The organism is Pseudomonas sp. R2-60-08W, from assembly GCF_003852335.1.
Lineage (GTDB): Bacteria > Pseudomonadota > Gammaproteobacteria > Pseudomonadales > Pseudomonadaceae > Aquipseudomonas.
The window spans coordinates 1,797,456-1,816,106 of the sequence record NZ_CP027731.1 but is presented as its reverse complement, the minus strand read 5'-3'; the positions used below and the strand labels follow the sequence as shown (position 1 = coordinate 1,816,106).

Genomic DNA, 18,651 nt, shown 5'->3' with positions numbered 1-18,651 from the left:
GCCTCCCCCCTTCTCTCGAACAACAAGGAATGAGCAGTGAAAAACTTTCTCAGCGCCTCTCTCCTGGCCGCCGGCCTGGCCCTGGCCGGCGCCGTCCAGGCTGCACCGGTCACCCTGCTCAACGTCTCCTACGACGTGATGCGTGATTTCTACAAGGACTACAACGCCGCCTTCCAGAAGCATTGGGATGCCGAACACCCGAATGACAAGCTGACCCTGCAGATGTCCTTCGGCGGCTCCAGCAAACAAGCGCGCTCGGTGATCGACGGCCTGCCGGCGGACGTGATCACCATGAACATGGCCACCGACATCAACGCCCTGGCTGACAACGGCAAACTGGTACCGGACAACTGGGTCACCCGCCTGCCGAACAACAGCGCGCCGTTCACTTCCGCCACCGTATTTATCGTGCGCAAGGGCAACCCGAAAGCCCTGAAAGATTGGCCCGACCTGCTCAAGGATGGCGTACAGGTGATCGTGCCCAACCCGAAAACCTCGGGTAACGGCCGCTACACTTACCTGTCGGCCTGGGGCTATGTGCTGAAGAACGGCGGCGATGAAGAAAAAGCCAAGACTTTTGTCGGCAAACTGTTCAAGCAAGCTCCAGTGCTCGACACCGGTGGCCGTGCCGCCACCACCACCTTCATGACCAATCAGATCGGCGACGTGCTGGTCACCTTTGAAAACGAAGCGGAAATGATCGCCCGTGAATTCGGCCGCGATCAGTTCGAAGTGATCTACCCAAGCGTCTCCGCCGAAGCTGAGCCGCCGGTGTCGGTGGTGGACAAAGTGGTCGAGAAGAAAGGCACCCGCGAGGCCGCTGAAGACTACCTGAAGTACCTGTGGTCGGCCGAAGGCCAGGAAATCGCCGCCAACAACTACCTGCGCCCGCGTGACCCGACAGTGCTGGCCAAGTACACCGACCGTTTCCCGAAAGTCGACTTCCTGTCGGTAGAGAAAACCTTTGGTGACTGGCGCACCGTGCAGAAAACCCACTTCAATGATGGCGGCGTGTTTGACCAGATTTACTCCGGCCAGTAAGCGTTCCTCAATACTGTGGGAGGGGGCTTGCTCCCGATAGCGGTGGGTCAGCCAGCACAGGCATTGACTGATCCACCGCCATCGGGAGCAAGCCCCCTCCCACATTGGTTTTGTGTAGTGTCATTATTTCGCGGCATGACCGTTATCACTACAAGCGGCCTACTCACTGCCGGCCATTGTCTTTACCCTCTCACGCCATCTTCCTTCGCTTTTATGAGAACACCATGAACGCTACCTCCCAGGCGACAGGCACCATGACCCGAGGCATGGTCATGCTGTTTGCGTTTTGCTGCGGCGCCATCGTCGCCAACATCTATTACGCGCAGCCGATCATCGAACTGATTGCCCCGGACATCGGGCTCACGCCGGCCATGGCCAGCCTGATTGTGTCGCTGACGCAGATCGGCTATGCCCTGGGCCTGTTCTTCCTGGTGCCGCTGGGGGACCTGCTGGAAAACCGCAGGCTGATGATCATCACCACCGTGGTGGCCATCGCCAGCCTGCTGGGCGCCGCGTTCACCGAGCAGCCCAACCTGTTCCTGCTGGTGTCGCTGCTGATCGGCTTCAGCTCGGTGTCGGTGCAGATCCTGATCCCGTTGGCCGCGCACCTGGCGCCTGCCGAGTCCCGTGGCCGGGTGGTCGGCAGCATCATGGGCGGGTTATTGCTGGGCATTCTGCTGGCGCGGCCGGTGTCCAGCGTGGTGGCGGACCACTTCGGCTGGCGTGCGATGTTCATGGCGGCGGCGGCGTTGATGGTGTTCATCAGCGTGGTGTTGATGCTGACCATTCCCAAGCGCCAGCCGGATCATAGCGCCAGCTACGGTCAACTGCTGGGCTCGCTGGGCAGCCTGTTGCGCCACCAGCCGGTTTTGCGCCAGCGCGCGTTTTATCAGGGTTGCATGTTCGCCACCTTCAGCCTGTTCTGGACCGCTGCCCCACTGGAACTGGCACGCAATCATGGCCTGACCCAGAGCGAAATCGCGCTGTTCGCCCTGGTCGGTGCCCTGGGTGCCATCGCGGCGCCCATCGCCGGGCGCCTGGCGGACGCCGGCCACACCCACCGTGCGTCGCTGCTGGCGATGCTGTTTGCCGCGTTGAGCTTCCTGCCGGCCTTCGTGCACCCGCTGTACAGTGTGATCGGCCTGGCGGTGACCGGCGTGGTGCTGGACTTCTGCGTGCAGATGAACATGGTCCTCGGCCAACGCGCCGTCTACGCCCTCGACGCCCAGAGCCGCAGCCGCCTGAACGCGCTGTACATGACCAGCATCTTCATTGGCGGCGCCTTCGGCTCGGCGATTGCCAGCAGCGTGTACGAACACGGCGGTTGGCTGGGGGTGATGCTGGTGGGCAGTGCGTTCCCGCTGGTGGCGTTGTTGCGGTTTCTCAGTGCGTCGCGCCAGGTGGCGGCGGCAACCGCTTAAGACCGCACCAACTTCTCCAAAGCCGCGTCCGCCAGAAATGACGAGCGGCTTTTGACTTTATGCTCGCGCACGTAACGGTCGATGCGTTGGATCACATAGCCGGGCAAGGTCACGTTGACCTTCTCGGTCTTGCCCAGATAGGGCGAGATATCCAGCTCCAACATGCCCCAGCCCATGCCGGCGTAGTCTTCATGGGCGTGATGATTGGCGACTGAGGTTGGCATCGGAATCACTCCGCCCTCGGCGGCGATCTCCTGCAGCATGATGTGCGCAACCTCCACGGCCGCGTTATACGCCTCTTCAAAACTGTCCCCGGCGGTGACAGCACCCGGAATATCGGGGATCTGGATACCGGTGGCGGTAAAGTCATCGCCCCATTCGATACAGATTGGGTATTGCATGCATGCTCTCCTTAAAACTGAAACAGCCCGGCGCGTTTCCTGATGCTTCTGACGGTGCCCAAGGGAAGATCTTTCTTCGGATGAGGCACCGGGATCGTGTACGGGTTATAGCGGTGGGTAAAAATGTGATGGCTGCCGGTGACACGATCCAGCACCCAACCCGCCTCTTGCAGCTCTTTGATCAATAGCCTGCTTTGCACCCCTGCCTCCTTGGCTTGGACTAAATAAAAATAACCCTAGAGTTATCTTTACTCAAGCACAGAATTGACTGGTCTGACTGGCGGTTGTTTTACTGAATATGCACAACGGAAGGCGCGCCTGGTGGCGCGGTGGGTGATATCAAAGAGATCTGGGGTAGGCGTTTCGACGCAGTATCGGGCTCAGGCCGAGTGCCCGTGGGCCAGGCAGCAGAGCAAGCGCTCGACCGTATGTTCCAACGGGCCGGAATTATCCAACACGAATAACCCTTCGCCATTGGCGGTGATCAGTTCCTCGGTGAACCGCACGTTGCGTGCCAGGCGTTCCTCAATATCGGCCAATGACTCACGTGCGCGTGCGATCAAACGCTGGCGCAACACCACCTGATCGACCGTCAGCAACAACACCAGCAACGTCGGATAACGCTCACGGGTTTGCGCCAGGTGCGCGCGCGAGCCGTTGACCAGCACGTCCTCCCCAGCCGCCAGCCACTCATCGATCTGCTTGGGAATGCCGTAGGACAACCCATTGGCCTGCCAACTGAGGGCAAACTCGCCTTGCGCCTGCATCGCCGCAAACTGCGCCGGGCTCACGCCCAGCGCCGCTTCACCCACCGCTTCTGCAGACCGGGTGATGACGCGGCGCACAATGCGGCAACCGCGCTCGGCCAACCGTGGGCGTGCGGCCTCCAGCAGGCTGTCCTTGCCCGAACCGGAAGGCCCGATGAGATAGATCAACCTGCCTGCCATCACCACACCCTCTTTGCTTGTTTTCCCACTCATTGGCCCACTGTACCGGTTTGCCCGGTACAGCAGTGAATCGCTATGGCGCGGTAAACATTTGTGGGAGGGGGCAAGCCCCCTCCCACATTTGATCTTCAGTGTTTGGAGGTATGCATTTTACAGTCATGAAAAAGGCGACCTATAAAGGTCGCCTGTTGTCATTGCGCGTACTGCTTGCTCAACCCCGGCGGCACGCCTTGCACGTTGGTTTCTTCCCACGGCCCGTTCGGGCTGATGGAGCGGCTCCAGCCGTTGCTCCAGCGGTAGTAGGTGCGCTGGCGATAGAAGGTGTCGGGCTGGTCGTCGAGTACGTAGACCTGCATCTTGCCATCCCAGTGGCTGGCGGCGCCGGGAGGTGGGGCGAAGGTTGGCGATTTGGTTGGCAGTGGTTTCGGCGGCGGGGTGACCGGGCCGGAGGGTTTGGTCGTCGGTTGCGTCGACGGGCCGGACGGCGGGATGGTCGGCCCAGTGGGCCCGGGAGGTGGCCGGTGGACCGCACAGGCGCTCAGGCCCACTACCAGGCTGAGCAGGGTGATACGTGCAAATGCGGTCATGGGCGTTTCCTCGAATTACTTATCCGGACTGTCGATGGTCAGCTGCTGCAGTGCAGTGGTGTTGCTGGCCAGGGGTTGGCTGCGGCCGATCCACTCGCCAGCGGTTGGAACACCTGCCCGGGATATGCGCGCAACCAGTTGGACTTCAGGGAAGTTGGACAGTTTCAACTGCGGCATCATCGCGTCGGCATCGCCCAGTTCCACGGTGACGGGCAGCTCGGCAACGCTGACACGCTTGGCCGCCAATGGCGCCGGCGGGCCGCTGACGGCGCGGGCAAAGATGAACACGCTGTCGCCGGGCAGGGCCTTGGCTTTCACTTCGGCGGACAGGTCCACGCGCACTTTCAGCACGGCCTTTTGCGCGACAGTGCCGCCACTCTCCCTGAGCTTTTGCGCCGCGCGGTCGATACCGCCTTGCAGCGCAACACGGGAATTGTCTTCGGGGGGCAGTTGCGCCAGCAGACGATTCCAGTAATCGATAGCCTCCTGGTAGCGCTGGCCTTCGAAGGCGGCGATACCGAGCAGGCCAAGGCTGGTGACTTCCTTTGGATCGAGCTTCAAGGCTTCGTCGGTCAGCGCCTGGATCTTGGGTGACCACTGCTTGTTGTCAGCAAAATATTGCGCCTGAGCCCACTGCCCGAGCAGTTCGGGCTGGCGCCCGGCCAGGGCCACGGTGCGTTCGAAGACGTTAGCGGCATCGGCCGCACGATCCTGGGCCATGTAGGCGCGCCCCAGGAAGTACAACCCTTCTGCTGAATCCGGTTGCGCGGCAGCGGCGCGTTCCAGGCGTCGGGTCATGTCGGCCATGGACACTGGCGGCTGGGAGAACTCACGGGCCAGTTCGACTTTGTCACTCGCGCCAAAATGCAGATACATGCCCAAGCCCAGCACCGGTACCAACACCGCCGCCAGTAATGGCAGCGGTTTGCCCAGGCGGGATTCGCGAGGCTTTTCCAGGCCCTCGGTGTCGGCCAGCAACTCACGCGCCGCTTCTGCGCGGCCGGTATCGAGTTGCGCGGCATTCAACACGCCTTCGTCCTGCTGCACTTGCAGCTCGGCGACGCGTTCTTGATACAGCGCCACGTTCAGCGCGGTGCGATCCTCTTCACGCTGGGCGCGGCGGCCGCGCAAAACAGGGATCAACAGGAAACTCAGGGCAATCAACAGCAGCAGGCCGGCTGCGAGCCAGAAATCAATCATCAGTCTTGGTGTCCAGCAAGTGGTCGAGACGTTTACGCTCTTCAGGGGACAGCGCATCGGAGCCATCGGCAGGCGCGGCGCGGCGGCGGCGCACGATCACGGCCATCACCACCACGCCAGCCAGTAACAGCCCGGCAGGGCCGAACCAGAGCAGCGCGGTCTTGCCGGTCAGGGCCGGTTTATAGCGCACGAAATCACCGTAGCGGTCGACCATGAAGTCGATGATCTGCTGGTTGTCCTTGCCCTCCCCCAGCATGCGGAAGATCTCTTTGCGCAGGTCGGCAGCGATGGGCGCGTTGGAGTCAGCGATGTCCTGGTTCTGGCACTTGGGGCAGCGCAGTTCCTTGGTCAGCTCGCGAAAACGCTCACGCTCGGCGTCGTTGGCAAATTCATAGGTGTCGATGGCGGCGTGGGCCACACCGGCCAGCCCCAGCGCCAGGACGGCGGCAGCCAACAGGCGCTTCATGGTTTGGCCTCATCAACCAGGGCCTGGTATTTGGCGGCCAGTTGTTCGCGCCAGACCACTTCGTCGATCACGCCGACATACTTGTCGCGGATCACGCCCTTGGCATCGATAAAGAAGGTTTCCGGCGCGCCGTACACGCCCAGGTTCAGGCCGAGGTTGCCGTCCTCATCGCGAATATCCAGCTGGTAGGGGTTGTGGAATTCGGCCAACCACTTCAAGGCCGCGGCATTGTCGTCCTTGTAGTTGATGCCGTAGATCACCACACCGTTCTCGGCCAGTTTATTCAGCACCGGGTGTTCGACGCGGCAGGAGATGCACCAGGTGCCCCACACGTTGACCAGCGCCGGTTTACCCAACAGGTCGGCGCGGGACAGCTGCTTGTCGCCCTGCACATTCGGCAGTGAAAACTCCGGGAACGGCTTGCCGATCATTGCCGACGGCAACTCGGCCGGGTCCAGGTACAGGCCACGATAAAGGAACACCGCCACCACCAGGAACGCTGCCAGCGGCAACACCATCAACCAACGCTTCATACCGCCGCTCCCATACCGAGGGCTTCACGCACCCGACTCTTGACCTTGACCCGATAGCGCCGGTCCAGCGCGGCGAGCAAGCCACCGAAACCGGTCAACAAACCGCCAAACCAGATCCAGCGCACGAACGGTTTCACATGCACGCGCACCGCCCAGGCGCCGTCGCCCAGCGGTTCACCGAGCGCCACATACAGATCACGGGTGAACCCCGCGTCGATGCCGGCTTCGGTCATCATTGAGCTCTGCACCGTGTACAGGCGTTTTTCCGGATGCAGCACGGCGATTTCCTTGCCGTTGCGCACGACGCGCACAGTGCCTTTGTCTGACGTGAAGTTCGGCCCTTCGAAATGCTTGGCGCCTTCAAAGATGAAGTGATAACCGGCCAGGTCCATGGACTCACCCGGTGCCAGGCGCAGGTCGCGCTCGGCGCTGTTCTGGCTCGACAGCACCACCCCCAGGGCACACACCGCGATGCCGAGGTGGGCGATCTGCATGCCCCAGTAGCTGCGGGTCAACGTCGGCAAGCCTTTGATCAAGCCCTTGTGACGGGTCTTGTCGGCAATGTCGCGCACACCGGCCAGCAGTACCCAGGCCGCGAGCAGGAACGTGGCGAGCACCGCCCAGTTGAAATCGCCGTAGGCCACCCCGGCGATCACGGCCAGGGCCACACTGCCCAGCAGCACCGGCATCAGCATGCCGGCCAGCCATTTCACCGGGGTGTCTTTCCAGCGCACCAGCATGCCGACCGCCATCACCACCATCAACAGGCCCATCAACGGAATGAACAAGGCGTTGAAGTACGGCGGGCCGACAGACAGCTTGGCACCGCTCAAGGCATCCAGCACCAACGGGTACAGCGTGCCGAGCAGGATCATCGACGCGGCCACCACCAGTACCAGGTTGTTACCGAGCAGCAAGGTTTCCCGCGACCACAGGTTAAAGCCGACCTGGCTTTTGACCACCGGTGCACGCAAGGCAAACAGCGTCAGCGAACCACCGACCACAAACAGCAGGAAGATCAGGATGAACACGCCGCGCGCAGGGTCCGACGCAAACGCGTGCACTGACGTCAGCACGCCCGAACGCACAAGGAAGGTGCCGAGCAGGCTGAGAGAAAATGCCGCGATGGCCAGCAGCACGGTCCAGCTCTTGAACACGCCACGTTTTTCGGTGACAGCCAGGGAGTGAATCAGCGCAGTGCCGACCAGCCAGGGCATAAACGACGCATTTTCCACCGGGTCCCAGAACCACCAGCCGCCCCAGCCGAGTTCGTAGTAAGCCCACCAAGACCCCAGGGTGATGCCGATACCCAGGAAGGCCCAGGCGACGATGGTCCAGGGACGCGACCAGCGCGCCCAGGCCGCATCCAGGCGCCCGCCGAGCAACGCGGCGATGGCGAAGGCAAAGGCCACCGAAAAGCCGACATACCCCATGTAAAGCATCGGTGGGTGCACGATCAGGCCGATGTCTTGCAGCAGTGGGTTGAGGTCATGCCCGTCCACGGGGATCTGCGGCAGGATGCGGCTGAACGGGTTGGACGTCATGATCAGAAACAGCAGGAACCCGATGCTGATCATGCCCATCACCGCCAGCACCCGTGCGAGCATGACTTGCGGCAATTGGCGCGAGAACACCGATACGGCGAAGGTCCAGCCGCCGAGGATCAACGCCCACAGCAGCAGCGACCCTTCGTGGGCGCCCCACACGGCGCTGAACTTGTAGTACCAGGGCAGCGCGCTGTTGGAGTTATTGGCCACATAGGCGACGGAAAAATCGTCGGTCATGAAGGCATAGGTCAGGCAGCCGAAGGCGAACAGCAGGAACGCGAACTGGCCCCAGGCGGCCGGCTGCGCCAGGCTCATCCACAGGCGGTCGCCGCGCCAGGCACCGAGCAGCGGCACCACGGCCTGGACGACGGCGAAGCACAGGGCGAGGATCATCGCCAACTGGCCCAGCTCAGGAATAAACAGTGCGGACGTCATCGCTTAGCCCTCCTTGGCAGGTGCCGGCATTGAGCCAGGCGCGGATTGGCCGCTGTCTTTCAGCGCTTTGGTGACTTCCGGCGGCATGTATTTTTCATCGTGCTTGGCCAGCACTTCATCGGCCACCACCACGCCGTTGGCGTTGAGCTTGCCCAGGGCGACGATGCCCTGGCCTTCGCGGAACAGGTCCGGGAGGATGCCGCGATAGGTGATGGTCACGGCTTTGTTGAAGTCGGTGACGACGAAGGTCACGTCAAGGGAATCGCCGGAGCGTTTCAGTGAACCCTTCTCCACCATGCCGCCGGCGCGGATGCGCGTATCCACCGGCGCTTCGCCATTAGCGATCTGGGTCGGGGTGTAGAACAGGTTGATGTTCTGCTGCAGGGCACTCAGGGCCAGGCCCACGGCAATGGCGACACCGGCGAGGATGGCAAGGATGATCAACAGACGCTTTCGGCGCAACGGATTCACTTATCGGTCTCCCGGCGCAGACGACGCGCCTCTTGTTGCAGGTAACGCTTGCGCGCCAGCAGCGGCGCGGCGACGTTGAGGGCCAGCACCGCCAGGCAGATGCCATAGGCCGTCCAGACATACAGGCCGTGATGGCCCATGGCGAGAAAATCGCTGAATGAAGCAAAACTCATGCAGGCGCTCCCAGGCTGGCGTGAACTTCGGCCTTGACCCAGCTGGTGCGAGCCTCACGCTTGAGCACTTCCAGGCGCATGCGCAGCAGCAGCACCGCGCCGAAGAAGCAGTAGAAACCCAGCACCATCAATAGCAACGGCGCCCACATTTGCACCGGCATCGCCGGTTTTTCGGTGAGGGTGAAGGTGGCGCCCTGGTGCAGGGTGTTCCACCACTCTACCGAGTATTTGATGATCGGGATGTTGATCACGCCGACAATCGCCAGCACCGCGCAAGCCTTGGCGGCGCTGTCACGGTTGCTGATCGCGTTGCCCAGGGCGATCAGGCCGAAGTACAGGAACAGCAGGATCAACATGGACGTGAGCCGCGCATCCCACACCCACCACGAACCCCAGGTGGGTTTGCCCCAGATCGCGCCGGTGACCAACGCCACGGCGGTCATCCACGCACCGATCGGCGCGGCACATTGCAGGGCGACGTCGGCAAGCTTCATCTTCCAGACCAGACCGACGATGCCGCACACCGCCAGCATCACGTAGCAGGACTGCGCCAGCATGGCGGCGGGCACGTGGATATAGATGATGCGAAAGCTGTTGCCTTGCTGGTAGTCCGGCGGTGCGAAGGCCAGGCCCCAGACCAAGCCGGTGCCGATCAGCAGCACGGCGGCGACGCTCAACCACGGCAGCAGCCTGCCGCTGATGCCATAAAACCATTTGGGCGAGCCGAGCTTGTGAAACCAGGTCCAGTTCATTGCTGTTTCTCACGGTTGCTGCTTGTCGTGGCAAGCAGCTTAGGGTCTTTACTGGCTAAGCGTGTAAAGCCTGACCAGACCTCATTATTCGCCGACGCTGATCTTCAGGCCGGCCGCTATGGCAAAGGGTGTCAGGGTTACCGCAAGGGCGGCCAGGCTGCCAAGCCACAGGAGGTAACCGGTTGCCGGCATGCCCATCAGCGCAGCCTGCAAAGCACCGCTGCCGAGGATCAGGACCGGGATGTACAACGGCAGAATCAGCAGGGCCAGTAACAGGCCACCGCGCTTCAAACCGACGGTCAACGCTGCGCCCACCGCCCCCAACAGGCTGAGCACTGGTGTACCGAGTAACAAGGACAGGAGCAACACCGGCAAGCATTCAACCGGCAAACCCAGCATCAGCGCCAGCAGCGGCGAAAGCAAGACCAGCGCGAGGCCGGAAAAGGCCCAGTGTGCCAGTACCTTGGCCAATACCAGAAGGGGCAAAGGGTGCGACGAAAGGACCCATTGCTCCAGGGAACCGTCTTCGAAATCACTGCGAAACAGCCCGTCCAGCGAGAGCAGCACGGATAAAAGCGCCGCTACCCACACCAGTCCCGGGGACAAGGTTTGCAACAGTTTAGTCTCGGGACCGACCGCCAGGGGGAACAAGGCAACCACGATGGCGAAGAACACCAGCGGGTTGGCCAGCTCTGCCGGGCGCCGGCACAACAGGCGTGCTTCGCGGGCGACCAGCAGCGCAAAGACGCTCATGCCGACCACCGCCCCAGATCCAGTTCACGGTAACCGGCGGGCCTGCGCGCCAGGGTGTGGTGGGTGGTGAGCACCACCAACCCGCCCTGCTCGCAATGCCGGGCCAGGTGTTCTTCCAATTGGGCCACGCCTTGTTTGTCGAGGGCGGTGAATGGTTCGTCGAGAATCCACAGCGGCGGGCCCGGCAAGTACAGGCGCGCCAGCGCGACACGACGCTGCTGGCCGGCGGAGAGGGTGTGACAGGGCACGTCTTCGAAGCCCTTGAGACCGACAGCGGCCAGGGCCTGCCAGATTGCATCGCGGCCAGCGGGATGATGCAGCGCGCTGAGCCAACTGAGGTTTTCTTCTGCGGTGAGTACGTCCTTGATCCCGGCGGCGTGGCCGATCCAGATCAGGTTGCGGGCCAACTCGGTGCGCTGTTCATGCAGGGGCTTGTCGTTAAGCCGAACCTCACCCGCCGTCGGTTGCATCAACCCTGCCAGCAAGCGCAGCAGGCTGGTCTTGCCACTGCCGTTGGGGCCGCTGACTTGCACCATGTCGCCGCCCGCCAGGCGCAATTGGAGGTGTTCGAACAGCAGGCGCAGGTCGCGTTCACAGGCAAGCGCTACGGCTTCAAGAAGAGGGCTGGTCAAGAGATCGCGGGCCTTTACGGTTCAAGTCGGCGGTGCAGCGGCCGTTATAGAGAAATGCACAATAACGGCTTTGGCGACCGATTTTAGAGAGCTGGATCAAATAGTTGTGAGGTTTTTACCGCTCTCGTTGCAGACGGGCGGCATTATACATGCGATGCCCTACTCTAAAGAGGGCAATTTCCCCAGAGACGATGCGCACGATGACCGGTGAGATCAACCTTCCTACCCTGCCGCCAACCGCGACTTCAGGCCCCGCCCCGCTGCCTGCGGCCGGCGAGTTGCTCAAGCTGCTGGAGCCGCAGACCGGCTTGATCGCGCCTGGAAAAACCGTCAACGCCGAGGTCATCGCGCTTAAACAAGGCGGCGAAGCTTTTCAGTTACTGTTGAAGTTGACGCTTGAGGGTGGTCGCCAGACCCTGGTGCAGGCCAGCAGCACCCAGCCGCTGCCGTTGGGCAGTAACGTGGCCGTGGGCCAGACGCCAGCGGGCAACCTTACCCTCTCGCTGCAGCAGGCGTTGAGCGCCAATGTCGCCGCCCTCACCCGCATCGACACTACCCAAATGCCGGTGGGCACGCTGCTGCAAGCCAAGGTGCTGACCACCCAGATGCTGCCCCAGGGCACCGCGCAGCCGGCGGTCTATCGCTCGCTGGTGACTGTGCTCAATAACGCCATGACCACTGCCACCCTCACCGTGGAAAGCCCGCAGCCGTTAAGGGTTGGCAGCTTGCTCAGCGCGGTCGTGCAGGACGCGCAGACCCTGAGCTTCGTGCCCTTGAGTGGCATGAAGGACCAATTGGCGGTCGCGCAGCAACTCTCGACCCAGCAAAGTCGCCAAGGCTCGCTGGATGCAGTGTTTACCGCCCTGCAAAACCTGCCCCGTGGCGACAGCACCTCCGCCGACCTGCGTGGGGCGGCCGAGCGTTTACTGGCGGCCCTCCCCGACCTGGCACAAGTCAGCAATCCCAAGGTGCTGGCGCAACTGGTGCAGAACAGCGGGGCCTTTCTGGAGGCGAAGCTGCTTGCCGGGCAGAACCCGCAAATACCACCGCTGGACATGAAGGGCGCGCTGCTGCGCCTGGTCGCGGATCTACTGCCTGCCCTACCCGCCAGCACCAATCTGAATGCCATCCTCGCCGCCAATACGCTGGCCCAGGTATTGCCCAATTTTGTGCGCAGCCCGTTGGGCACCCTCGGTCAGGTCAGTGCGCGTCAGACGCCCGCGAGTTTCCCACTGCCCGAGCGGCTGATGGCCAAACTGGAAGGCGAAGGCGACCTGGAAAACCTGCTGCGCCTGGCCGCCGGGGCGATCGCTCGCTTACAGAGCCACCAACTGTCGAGCCTGGAACAGACCGGCACCACCGCCGATGGCCGCCTGCAAACCACCTGGCAACTGGAAATCCCCATGCGCAACCTGCAGGACATCGTGCCGCTGCAGGTGAAATTCCAGCGCGAGGAGCCGCCCGCGGATAAAGAGCAGCCCGACCGCAAAGAGCGCAAAGACCCCAAGCAGATGCTTTGGCGCGTGGAACTGGCGTTCGATATGGAGCCGTTGGGGCCGTTGCAAGTGCAAGCGCAGCTGACTCAGGGCAAACTCTCCAGCCAGTTATGGGCGACACGACCCTTTACCGCCAGCCTGATCGAAAACCACCTGGGCAGCCTGCGCGAACGCCTGGTGGCGTCCGGGCTTAACGTTGGCGACCTGGATTGCCACCTCGGCACCCCGCCGCGCGGGCCCAAAACCGGACTGGAACAACGCTGGGTGGATGAGACCGCATGAAGAACCCCTCACCTCCCCGCCAGGCGATCGCCCTCAAGTACGACGGCCAGCAAGCCCCCACCCTGACCGCCAAGGGCGATGAGGCCCTGGCCGAAGCGATCCTCAAGCTGGCGCGAGAAAATGAAGTTCCTATCTATGAAAACGCCGAATTGGTGAAGCTGCTGGCGCGTATGGAATTGGGGGACAGTATTCCGGAGGAGTTGTACCGCACGATCGCCGAAATCATCGCGTTTGCCTGGACCCTGAAGGGCAAGTTCCCAGTGGGCTATGACCCCGACGCGGGGCCGGTGGAGCGGGATGTGACGGAACGTGGCGACGACTACTGAATAAAGCCAGGCCAACACCGATTCAAATGTGGGAGGGGGCTTGCTATGTAGGAGCGAGCTTGCTCGCGAAAGACTCAGAGCCCCCGCGTTTATCCAGAATAAACACGTTGCCTGGACGTTTTTCGCGAGCAAGCTCGCTCCTACAATGAGTCCCTTTCGCTTAACTGATCGGCGTTGAGGCTTGCCCCGATAGCGGTGTATCAGTCACCTGAACCTGCGCTATCGGACCAAGCCGATAAACCTCAGCGGCGCAGCAGACGGTCGAGCACCAGCAGGGCCACCGCACCAATCGCGAGTGCGGCGACTGGTTTTTCTTTAACGAACGTAGATACGCTGTCCAGTGCGTCGCCATAGGTCTGGGTCAGCTGACCGGCAGCTTGTCGTCCAGCACCTTCTGCTTCGATCTTCGAATCACCCAACAACTTTCCGACCGCACTTTGTGCCTTGCCGGCGAGTTTTTCAGCCACACCTTCTACTTGTTCACTCTTCATGATTCACCACCTTTGCGTGTCATTGATCAGCTCAGGATCGACCCAAGCCAGGGATTATCTGCACAGCGTTAGGGGGACGGGCATTATGATTAGTTCAAAGTTGATGAGCCTCCGGAATCGAAGGCCCCGAGCGTGGAGAAGCTAGGGCGCAAGGCCCTAGCAGGTATCATTTTTTCTTTTTCGCCGGCTTTTCTGCCTTCTCCGGCTTCTTCGCCTTTTCTGGCTTGCTATCAGCTTTTTTTACGGGCTTCTTGGGTTCGGCATCTTTTTTCTTGTCTTTCTTTTCCGAAGTTTTTGAAAGAGTCGATGCCGCCGCGGATTTTTTTACCGGTGAAGACTTTTTGTCTTTCAATTCCTTGCTGGCTTTCGAACCTTCACCTTTGCTTTTCTTCTCGTCTTTAGCCACGTTGCCCACCTCTCGGATATGCCGATATTGGCAAATTGCCTGTGCGATTCGTCACAAGCTAATCATTAGGTAAGCGCATTCACGGGCGGTTCAAATTTTTGCTGCGTCGAAACAGGGTGAGCGATTTTCAGCTCGGGTCTCAATTCAGGACGTCACTCAGCGGAATGAAGTTGACCTGATCGCCAACCGCCAAGGTCGTCCCTTCCAGCACCTCCACCAACCCTTGCGCCCACGCTGCACTGCGCAATACGCCGGAACTCTGGTTGCCGTAGATGACCGCTTGGCCCTGCTCGATACGCCCGCGCAGATACTCACGGCGGTTGCCTGGCTTGGGCCATACGAACCCCACCGGCACATTGAAACGTAGCGGCGCAACGTCTTGCACACCTTGGCGGCGCAGCAGGTAAGGCCGTGCCAACAGGGCGAACGTCACCAGGGTCGACGCGGGGTTACCCGGCAGGCCGATCACCGGCACGCCACGAAAGTGCCCGAAGGTCAGCGGCTTGCCCGGTTTGATCGCGAGTTTCCACAACGCCAGCTCGCCCTCTTCACGTAGGGCAATGCCGAGGAAATCCGCTTCGCCCACCGACACACCGCCAGTGGACAGGATCAAGTCGACGCCGCCCACGCCAGCCAATCGCGTGCGCGTCTGTTCCAGGTCGTCCGGCAAAATGCCGGCATCGATCACTTCACAGCCCATTCGCGTCAGCCAACTGCACAGCACGCGGCGGTTACTGTTGTAGATCTGGCCTGGCCCCAGCGGCAAACCGGGCTCGATCAGCTCATCGCCGGTCGACAGCACGGCCACCCGCACCCGGCGCACCACGTCCAGGCGATCGCGCCCAAGCGAAGCGGCCAGGCCCAACTCGATCGGGCCCAGGCGCGTGCCCGCGGGCAACACCAACTCGCCGACCGTGGTTTCCTGGCCTTGTGGGCGGATGTTCTGGCCCGCTTGCAGTGGCTCGCTGAAGCTCACGCGCTCATCGCTGTGAAGGGTCGCGTTTTCCTGCATTTCCACGCAGTCCGCACCTTGGGGCACCGGCGCGCCGGTAAAGATGCGCGCGCAGGTGCCGGCCGCTAGAGGCTCTGGCGCATTGCCGGCGAAAATGCGTTGGCTGACCGGCAAGGGTTCGCCGGCCCAATCCGCCACGCGCAGCGCGTAGCCGTCCATGGCGCTGTTGGGCCAGGGCGGCAGGTCGAGGGTGGAGACCAGGTCTTGCGCTAATACGCGGCCATCGCACTCGGCCAGGCGCATGCTTTCGTGCTCGCGGATCGGCGACGCGTCGGCCATGTCCAATAAACGCTGCAAGGCCACTTCCACCGGCATCAAGGCACCGGACTTGCCGGGCTTATCCACGCGATTCACAAGGCTCGGCCTGTTTCAGATGGGGGACGAAGTTGCACGGCCGATGACGGTTATCCAGCTGTTCCGCCAGGATGCCGTCCCAACCGGTGCGCACCGCATTGGTGGAACCCGGCAGGCAGCACACCAGGGTGCCATTGGCCAGGCCGGCCAAGGCGCGGGACTGAACCGTGGACGTGCCGATGTCGGCTACAGATATCTGGCGAAACAGCTCGCCGAAACCATCGACCTGCTTGTCCAACAGGCAGCTCACCGCTTCGGGCGTGCTGTCGCGGCCAGTGAAGCCGGTGCCGCCGGTGATCAGCACGACCTGCACCACGTCCTCGGCGATCCAATGGGCAACCTGGGCGCGAATTTTGTAGAGGTCGTCCTTGAGCAGCACCCGTTCGGCCAGGGTGTGGCCGGCGGCGGTCAGGCGGTCGACGAAGACCTGGCCCGACGTGTCGGTGTCCAGGGTACGGGTGTCGCTGACGGTCAATACAGCGATATTCAGGGGTACGAAGGGCGCATCGGCCTTGGCGTTCATGGCACGGTCCGGTTGTCGAAGGAACAGCCCGATGTTATATCACAGGCCCCTATTTCCATGCCGCAGCGGAACCGCCATGTCTGTTGAATCTTCACCCCTGCCTTGCTCGATTTTATTGTTGGCCGGTGGGCGTGGCCAACGCATGGGCGGCCAGGACAAGGGGCTGCTGGAATGGCGCGGCGAGCCCTTGATTGCGCACCTGCAACGCCTGGCGCGGCCGCTGACGGACGACCTGATCATCTCGTGCAATCGCAACCACGCGCGGTATGCGCCCTATGCCGACCAACTGGTGAGCGACGATAGCCCGGACTTTCCCGGGCCACTTGCCGGCATCCGCGCGGGACTGTTCGCCGCACGCCATGGGCATCTGCTGATCCTGCCCTGCGATGTGCCGCGCATCGATGCACGACTGCTGGCCGACTTGCGTGCCACAGCGCGCTGCAACCCGCAGGTTCCGGTGATGATTCGCCACGGCGAGTTCTGGGAACCCTTGCTCTGCATCTTCCCCACCGCCCTGAAAGAACAAGTGGAACGAGCCTGGCAAGCGGGCGAACGCAGCCCGCGGAAAATTTTTCTGCAACTGGGTGGCGTGGCGCTCGAATGCGCCACCGATGACCCGCGCCTGGCCAATCTTAATACCCCCGAGCTGTTGCACCCACAGGCTGGCGTGTCAGAATGAGCCTTGCATCAGGAACTTTGCCGGCGTTGCACACGTCACAAGGTCAGCATTTCAAAAGTATTCTCTCGGAGACACACTCATGACTCAACGGACCATCGCCGCTCTCATGCTTGCACTGGGCCTCGCCACCCTCGCCGGTTGCGCTTCGCCAACAGTGATCACCCTGAATGACGGTCGCGAAATCCAGGCCGTCGACACCCCGAAATTCGATGAAGATTCGGGCTTCTACGAATTCGAACAGTTGGACGGCAAACACACCCGTATCAACAAAGATCAGGTTCGTACCGTTAAAGACCTGTAAGCCATCGCTTGCACACAAGGCCCGCCTCGCGCGGGCCTTGTTGTTTCTGGCGTTCACCAGTCCAGGGTGATTTCACTGCGAAAGGTGCGTTGCTGGCCGCTGACCGGGTCGATGAAGCGCACGCCCTGGGCCAGCAACTTGAGCGGGTTGGCGTAGTCGTCCACCGCGTCCTTGATTACGTTGGGATAGAACGGGTCATTGCAGATGCTCGCCCCGAGTGCAGTCATGTGGACGCGCAACTGGTGCTTCTTGCCGGTGACCGGGAACAGGCCATAGCGCCATAAATCGCCGTGTTTCTCGCGCACTTCCACTGCCGTTTCGGTATTGCTGGCACCGGGGCCTTCCTGCATGCGGAAGAACGGTTCGCCATCCACCAGCCGGCTCTTGTGCACCAGCGGGAAGGTCAGGCCAGGTAACGCCGGAGCAATGGCTTCGTAGAATTTATCAATACGCCGCGTGGGAAACAGCTGCTGATAGGCCGCGCGGCTGTCGGGATTGGCCGAGAACAGCACCAGCCCTGCGGTATGCCGGTCGATGCGGTGCAGGGGCACCAGGGCGGGATTGTCCAGACGCCGGATCAAACGGCGCAACAGCGTTTGTTCGACGTACTCGCCGGCGGGGGTCACCGGCAGAAAATGCGGTTTGTCGGCCACCACCAAGTGTTCATCGGCGTACAGGATGGTTTCCTGTACCGGGATCACTTTCTCGTTGGGCACTTCGCGAAAGTAATAAATGCACAGACCTTCCTTGTACGCCAGATCCAGGCGGATGGGGTGACCGTTGATATCCAGCACCCGGCCACGGGCAATGCGGTCCAGCCAGTGTTCACGGGCGATTGCCGGGAAATGATCGCACAGGCAATCGAGCACCGTTGCCCACGGGCCAGGCGGCAGGTACAAGGTGCTGGCTTGGTGCTGGGACGGGGAAAAACCGGAAGTGGACATGCAGATGCTCAAAGCCTGGAATAAAAACAGGCGGGCATTATCCCGCATGGCGCGGGATGGAGCCTAGGAGAGATCTCAGGCCTTGACCAATTGCGCGCGCAAAACCTTCGAAGCGCTCGCCGCCTCGGTAAACTCCTTGAGCCAGCGCAGTACGTCCACGGCCTCCCAACGGCCCGGATCGTACAGGGCATAGAGCAAGCCCTGGTAACCCACCACATCCAACTGCTTGTGATAACCGGCACGCTGGAACAGCGCCTCGATTTCCGCAAAGCAGGTATTGAAATGCACTTTGTTGAAGGGCGTCTTGCCTTCCGTGACCAGGCCATCGAGGCGCAGCTCGCTCACCGCATCGCGCACGACGTCGGCGGACATGCGATTGACGCTGCTTTTCAGTTGTTCGACATTCACCACGGGCGTTCCCTCTATTCATCGCTGTACAAACATACAGTAACGTAATATTGGAAACCCCGCCATGGCC

25 protein-coding genes are annotated in these 18,651 nt (G+C 61.8%); 6 read left to right on the top strand and 19 right to left on the bottom strand.

Annotation, left to right across the window (positions count from 1 at the left end):
• Nucleotides 1–36: 36 nt before the first annotated feature.
• Together C4J90_RS08310 and C4J90_RS08305 are read left to right on the top strand one after the other, a co-directional pair.
• Nucleotides 37–1,041 carry a sulfate ABC transporter substrate-binding protein gene (locus tag C4J90_RS08310; protein WP_124419593.1) on the top strand — a complete coding sequence of 335 codons (1,005 nt, stop codon included), beginning with the start codon at nt 37–39 and terminating at the stop codon, nt 1,039–1,041.
• Nucleotides 1,042–1,265: 224 nt separating this feature from the next.
• Nucleotides 1,266–2,462: an MFS transporter gene (locus tag C4J90_RS08305; RefSeq protein WP_124361957.1), complete on the top strand. Its 1,197-nt coding sequence runs from the start codon at nt 1,266–1,268 to the stop codon at nt 2,460–2,462.
• On the opposite strand, the gene C4J90_RS08300 is transcribed toward C4J90_RS08305, so the two are convergent.
• The 13 genes from C4J90_RS08300 to ccmA form a co-directional block, all read right to left on the bottom strand.
• Complete coding sequence (locus C4J90_RS08300) at nt 2,459–2,863, bottom strand: type II toxin-antitoxin system HicB family antitoxin (protein ID WP_048729935.1); 405 nt, start codon at nt 2,861–2,863, stop codon at nt 2,459–2,461. The genes C4J90_RS08305 and C4J90_RS08300 overlap by 4 nt on opposite strands.
• Before the next feature lie 11 nt (nt 2,864–2,874).
• Nucleotides 2,875–3,063: a type II toxin-antitoxin system HicA family toxin gene (locus C4J90_RS08295; RefSeq protein WP_065901605.1), complete on the bottom strand. Its 189-nt coding sequence runs from the start codon at nt 3,061–3,063 to the stop codon at nt 2,875–2,877.
• Between the two features lie 180 nt (nt 3,064–3,243).
• Nucleotides 3,244–3,810 carry a phosphonate metabolism protein/1,5-bisphosphokinase (PRPP-forming) PhnN gene (gene phnN, locus C4J90_RS08290; protein WP_124361954.1) on the bottom strand — a complete coding sequence of 189 codons (567 nt, stop codon included), beginning with the start codon at nt 3,808–3,810 and terminating at the stop codon, nt 3,244–3,246.
• A 191-nt stretch (nt 3,811–4,001) separates the two neighbouring features.
• Nucleotides 4,002–4,397 (bottom strand): hypothetical protein, encoded by a 396-nt coding sequence (locus C4J90_RS08285; protein ID WP_124361952.1) that lies wholly within the window; start codon nt 4,395–4,397, stop codon nt 4,002–4,004.
• A gap of 15 nt (nt 4,398–4,412) precedes the next feature.
• Nucleotides 4,413–5,597: a c-type cytochrome biogenesis protein CcmI gene (ccmI, locus tag C4J90_RS08280; RefSeq protein ID WP_124419592.1), complete on the bottom strand. Its 1,185-nt coding sequence runs from the start codon at nt 5,595–5,597 to the stop codon at nt 4,413–4,415.
• Nucleotides 5,590–6,063 (bottom strand): cytochrome c-type biogenesis protein, encoded by a 474-nt coding sequence (locus C4J90_RS08275; protein WP_124419591.1) that lies wholly within the window; start codon nt 6,061–6,063, stop codon nt 5,590–5,592. Before C4J90_RS08275 ends, ccmI begins: the two co-directional genes overlap by 8 nt.
• Entirely contained in the window at nt 6,060–6,596 is a 537-nt protein-coding gene (locus tag C4J90_RS08270) for a DsbE family thiol:disulfide interchange protein (RefSeq protein ID WP_124414238.1), read from the bottom strand. Before C4J90_RS08270 ends, C4J90_RS08275 begins: the two co-directional genes overlap by 4 nt.
• The gene (locus C4J90_RS08265; protein WP_124419590.1) at nt 6,593–8,578 is read right to left on the bottom strand and encodes a heme lyase CcmF/NrfE family subunit; all 1,986 of its coding nucleotides are present in this window, start codon (nt 8,576–8,578) and stop codon (nt 6,593–6,595) included. The genes C4J90_RS08270 and C4J90_RS08265 overlap by 4 nt, the downstream gene beginning before the upstream one ends.
• Before the next feature lie 3 nt (nt 8,579–8,581).
• Nucleotides 8,582–9,049: a cytochrome c maturation protein CcmE gene (ccmE, locus tag C4J90_RS08260; RefSeq protein WP_124361947.1), complete on the bottom strand. Its 468-nt coding sequence runs from the start codon at nt 9,047–9,049 to the stop codon at nt 8,582–8,584.
• A complete protein-coding gene (gene ccmD / locus C4J90_RS08255; protein ID WP_057722744.1) occupies nt 9,046–9,222 on the bottom strand; it encodes a heme exporter protein CcmD in 177 nt (58 codons plus the stop codon). The genes ccmE and ccmD overlap by 4 nt, the downstream gene beginning before the upstream one ends.
• Complete coding sequence (locus C4J90_RS08250; protein WP_124419589.1) at nt 9,219–9,974, bottom strand: heme ABC transporter permease; 756 nt, start codon at nt 9,972–9,974, stop codon at nt 9,219–9,221. Before C4J90_RS08250 ends, ccmD begins: the two co-directional genes overlap by 4 nt.
• Nucleotides 9,975–10,058: 84 nt before the next feature.
• Complete coding sequence (ccmB, locus tag C4J90_RS08245; RefSeq protein ID WP_124361944.1) at nt 10,059–10,727, bottom strand: heme exporter protein CcmB; 669 nt, start codon at nt 10,725–10,727, stop codon at nt 10,059–10,061.
• Nucleotides 10,724–11,359, bottom strand: coding sequence for a cytochrome c biogenesis heme-transporting ATPase CcmA (gene ccmA / locus C4J90_RS08240; RefSeq protein ID WP_124361943.1), 636 nt, complete (start codon nt 11,357–11,359; stop codon nt 10,724–10,726). The genes ccmB and ccmA overlap by 4 nt, the downstream gene beginning before the upstream one ends.
• A 200-nt stretch (nt 11,360–11,559) precedes the next feature.
• Between ccmA and C4J90_RS08235 the strand changes: the two genes are divergently transcribed.
• Nucleotides 11,560–13,137, top strand: coding sequence for a flagellar hook-length control protein FliK (locus C4J90_RS08235; RefSeq protein WP_124419588.1), 1,578 nt, complete (start codon nt 11,560–11,562; stop codon nt 13,135–13,137).
• On the top strand, nt 13,134–13,463 hold the full coding sequence (locus C4J90_RS08230; RefSeq protein ID WP_124366406.1) for an EscU/YscU/HrcU family type III secretion system export apparatus switch protein: 330 nt from the start codon (nt 13,134–13,136) through the stop codon (nt 13,461–13,463). Before C4J90_RS08235 ends, C4J90_RS08230 begins: the two co-directional genes overlap by 4 nt.
• Nucleotides 13,464–13,705: 242 nt before the next feature.
• On the opposite strand, the gene C4J90_RS08225 is transcribed toward C4J90_RS08230, so the two are convergent.
• The 4 genes from C4J90_RS08225 to moaB all read right to left on the bottom strand — a co-directional run bounded on the left by C4J90_RS08225 (nt 13,706) and on the right by moaB (nt 16,249).
• Nucleotides 13,706–13,954 carry a CsbD family protein gene (locus C4J90_RS08225; protein ID WP_124361940.1) on the bottom strand — a complete coding sequence of 83 codons (249 nt, stop codon included), beginning with the start codon at nt 13,952–13,954 and terminating at the stop codon, nt 13,706–13,708.
• Between the two features lie 166 nt (nt 13,955–14,120).
• Complete coding sequence (locus C4J90_RS08220) at nt 14,121–14,369, bottom strand: hypothetical protein (protein WP_124419587.1); 249 nt, start codon at nt 14,367–14,369, stop codon at nt 14,121–14,123.
• Between the two features lie 130 nt (nt 14,370–14,499).
• Nucleotides 14,500–15,726: a gephyrin-like molybdotransferase Glp gene (gene glp, locus C4J90_RS08215; RefSeq protein ID WP_124414231.1), complete on the bottom strand. Its 1,227-nt coding sequence runs from the start codon at nt 15,724–15,726 to the stop codon at nt 14,500–14,502.
• On the bottom strand, nt 15,710–16,249 hold the full coding sequence (gene moaB / locus C4J90_RS08210; protein ID WP_048729884.1) for a molybdenum cofactor biosynthesis protein B: 540 nt from the start codon (nt 16,247–16,249) through the stop codon (nt 15,710–15,712). The genes glp and moaB overlap by 17 nt, the downstream gene beginning before the upstream one ends.
• Before the next feature lie 76 nt (nt 16,250–16,325).
• Here moaB and mobA point away from each other — a divergent pair, with 76 nt between their 5' ends.
• Both mobA and C4J90_RS08200 read left to right on the top strand, forming a co-directional pair.
• A complete protein-coding gene (mobA, locus tag C4J90_RS08205) occupies nt 16,326–16,928 on the top strand; it encodes a molybdenum cofactor guanylyltransferase MobA (RefSeq protein WP_124419586.1) in 603 nt (200 codons plus the stop codon).
• Nucleotides 16,929–17,007: 79 nt separating this feature from the next.
• Nucleotides 17,008–17,229 (top strand): YgdI/YgdR family lipoprotein, encoded by a 222-nt coding sequence (locus C4J90_RS08200; protein WP_124361936.1) that lies wholly within the window; start codon nt 17,008–17,010, stop codon nt 17,227–17,229.
• A gap of 53 nt (nt 17,230–17,282) precedes the next feature.
• On the opposite strand, the gene C4J90_RS08195 is transcribed toward C4J90_RS08200, so the two are convergent.
• Nucleotides 17,283–18,173, bottom strand: a complete 891-nt coding sequence (locus tag C4J90_RS08195; protein WP_124419585.1) for a pseudouridine synthase — start codon at nt 18,171–18,173, stop codon at nt 17,283–17,285.
• A gap of 75 nt (nt 18,174–18,248) precedes the next feature.
• Nucleotides 18,249–18,584, bottom strand: a complete 336-nt coding sequence (locus tag C4J90_RS08190; RefSeq protein WP_124403534.1) for a transcriptional regulator — start codon at nt 18,582–18,584, stop codon at nt 18,249–18,251.
• Nucleotides 18,585–18,651 lie beyond the last annotated feature (67 nt).

Coding starts and splice junctions, on each gene's coding strand:
- C4J90_RS08305 (WP_124361957.1), top strand. CDS start 1,266: ATGAACGCTACCTCCCAGGCGACAGGCACCATGACCCGAGGCATGGTC.
- C4J90_RS08300 (WP_048729935.1), bottom strand. CDS start 2,863: ATGCAATACCCAATCTGTATCGAATGGGGCGATGACTTTACCGCCACC.
- phnN (WP_124361954.1), bottom strand. CDS start 3,810: ATGGCAGGCAGGTTGATCTATCTCATCGGGCCTTCCGGTTCGGGCAAG.
- C4J90_RS08285 (WP_124361952.1), bottom strand. CDS start 4,397: ATGACCGCATTTGCACGTATCACCCTGCTCAGCCTGGTAGTGGGCCTG.
- ccmI (WP_124419592.1), bottom strand. CDS start 5,597: ATGATTGATTTCTGGCTCGCAGCCGGCCTGCTGCTGTTGATTGCCCTG.
- C4J90_RS08275 (WP_124419591.1), bottom strand. CDS start 6,063: ATGAAGCGCCTGTTGGCTGCCGCCGTCCTGGCGCTGGGGCTGGCCGGT.
- C4J90_RS08270 (WP_124414238.1), bottom strand. CDS start 6,596: ATGAAGCGTTGGTTGATGGTGTTGCCGCTGGCAGCGTTCCTGGTGGTG.
- C4J90_RS08265 (WP_124419590.1), bottom strand. CDS start 8,578: ATGACGTCCGCACTGTTTATTCCTGAGCTGGGCCAGTTGGCGATGATC.
- ccmD (WP_057722744.1), bottom strand. CDS start 9,222: ATGAGTTTTGCTTCATTCAGCGATTTTCTCGCCATGGGCCATCACGGC.
- C4J90_RS08250 (WP_124419589.1), bottom strand. CDS start 9,974: ATGAACTGGACCTGGTTTCACAAGCTCGGCTCGCCCAAATGGTTTTAT.
- ccmB (WP_124361944.1), bottom strand. CDS start 10,727: ATGAGCGTCTTTGCGCTGCTGGTCGCCCGCGAAGCACGCCTGTTGTGC.
- C4J90_RS08235 (WP_124419588.1), top strand. CDS start 11,560: ATGACCGGTGAGATCAACCTTCCTACCCTGCCGCCAACCGCGACTTCA.
- C4J90_RS08230 (WP_124366406.1), top strand. CDS start 13,134: ATGAAGAACCCCTCACCTCCCCGCCAGGCGATCGCCCTCAAGTACGAC.
- C4J90_RS08225 (WP_124361940.1), bottom strand. CDS start 13,954: ATGAAGAGTGAACAAGTAGAAGGTGTGGCTGAAAAACTCGCCGGCAAG.
- moaB (WP_048729884.1), bottom strand. CDS start 16,249: ATGAACGCCAAGGCCGATGCGCCCTTCGTACCCCTGAATATCGCTGTA.
- mobA (WP_124419586.1), top strand. CDS start 16,326: ATGTCTGTTGAATCTTCACCCCTGCCTTGCTCGATTTTATTGTTGGCC.
- C4J90_RS08200 (WP_124361936.1), top strand. CDS start 17,008: ATGACTCAACGGACCATCGCCGCTCTCATGCTTGCACTGGGCCTCGCC.
- C4J90_RS08195 (WP_124419585.1), bottom strand. CDS start 18,173: ATGTCCACTTCCGGTTTTTCCCCGTCCCAGCACCAAGCCAGCACCTTG.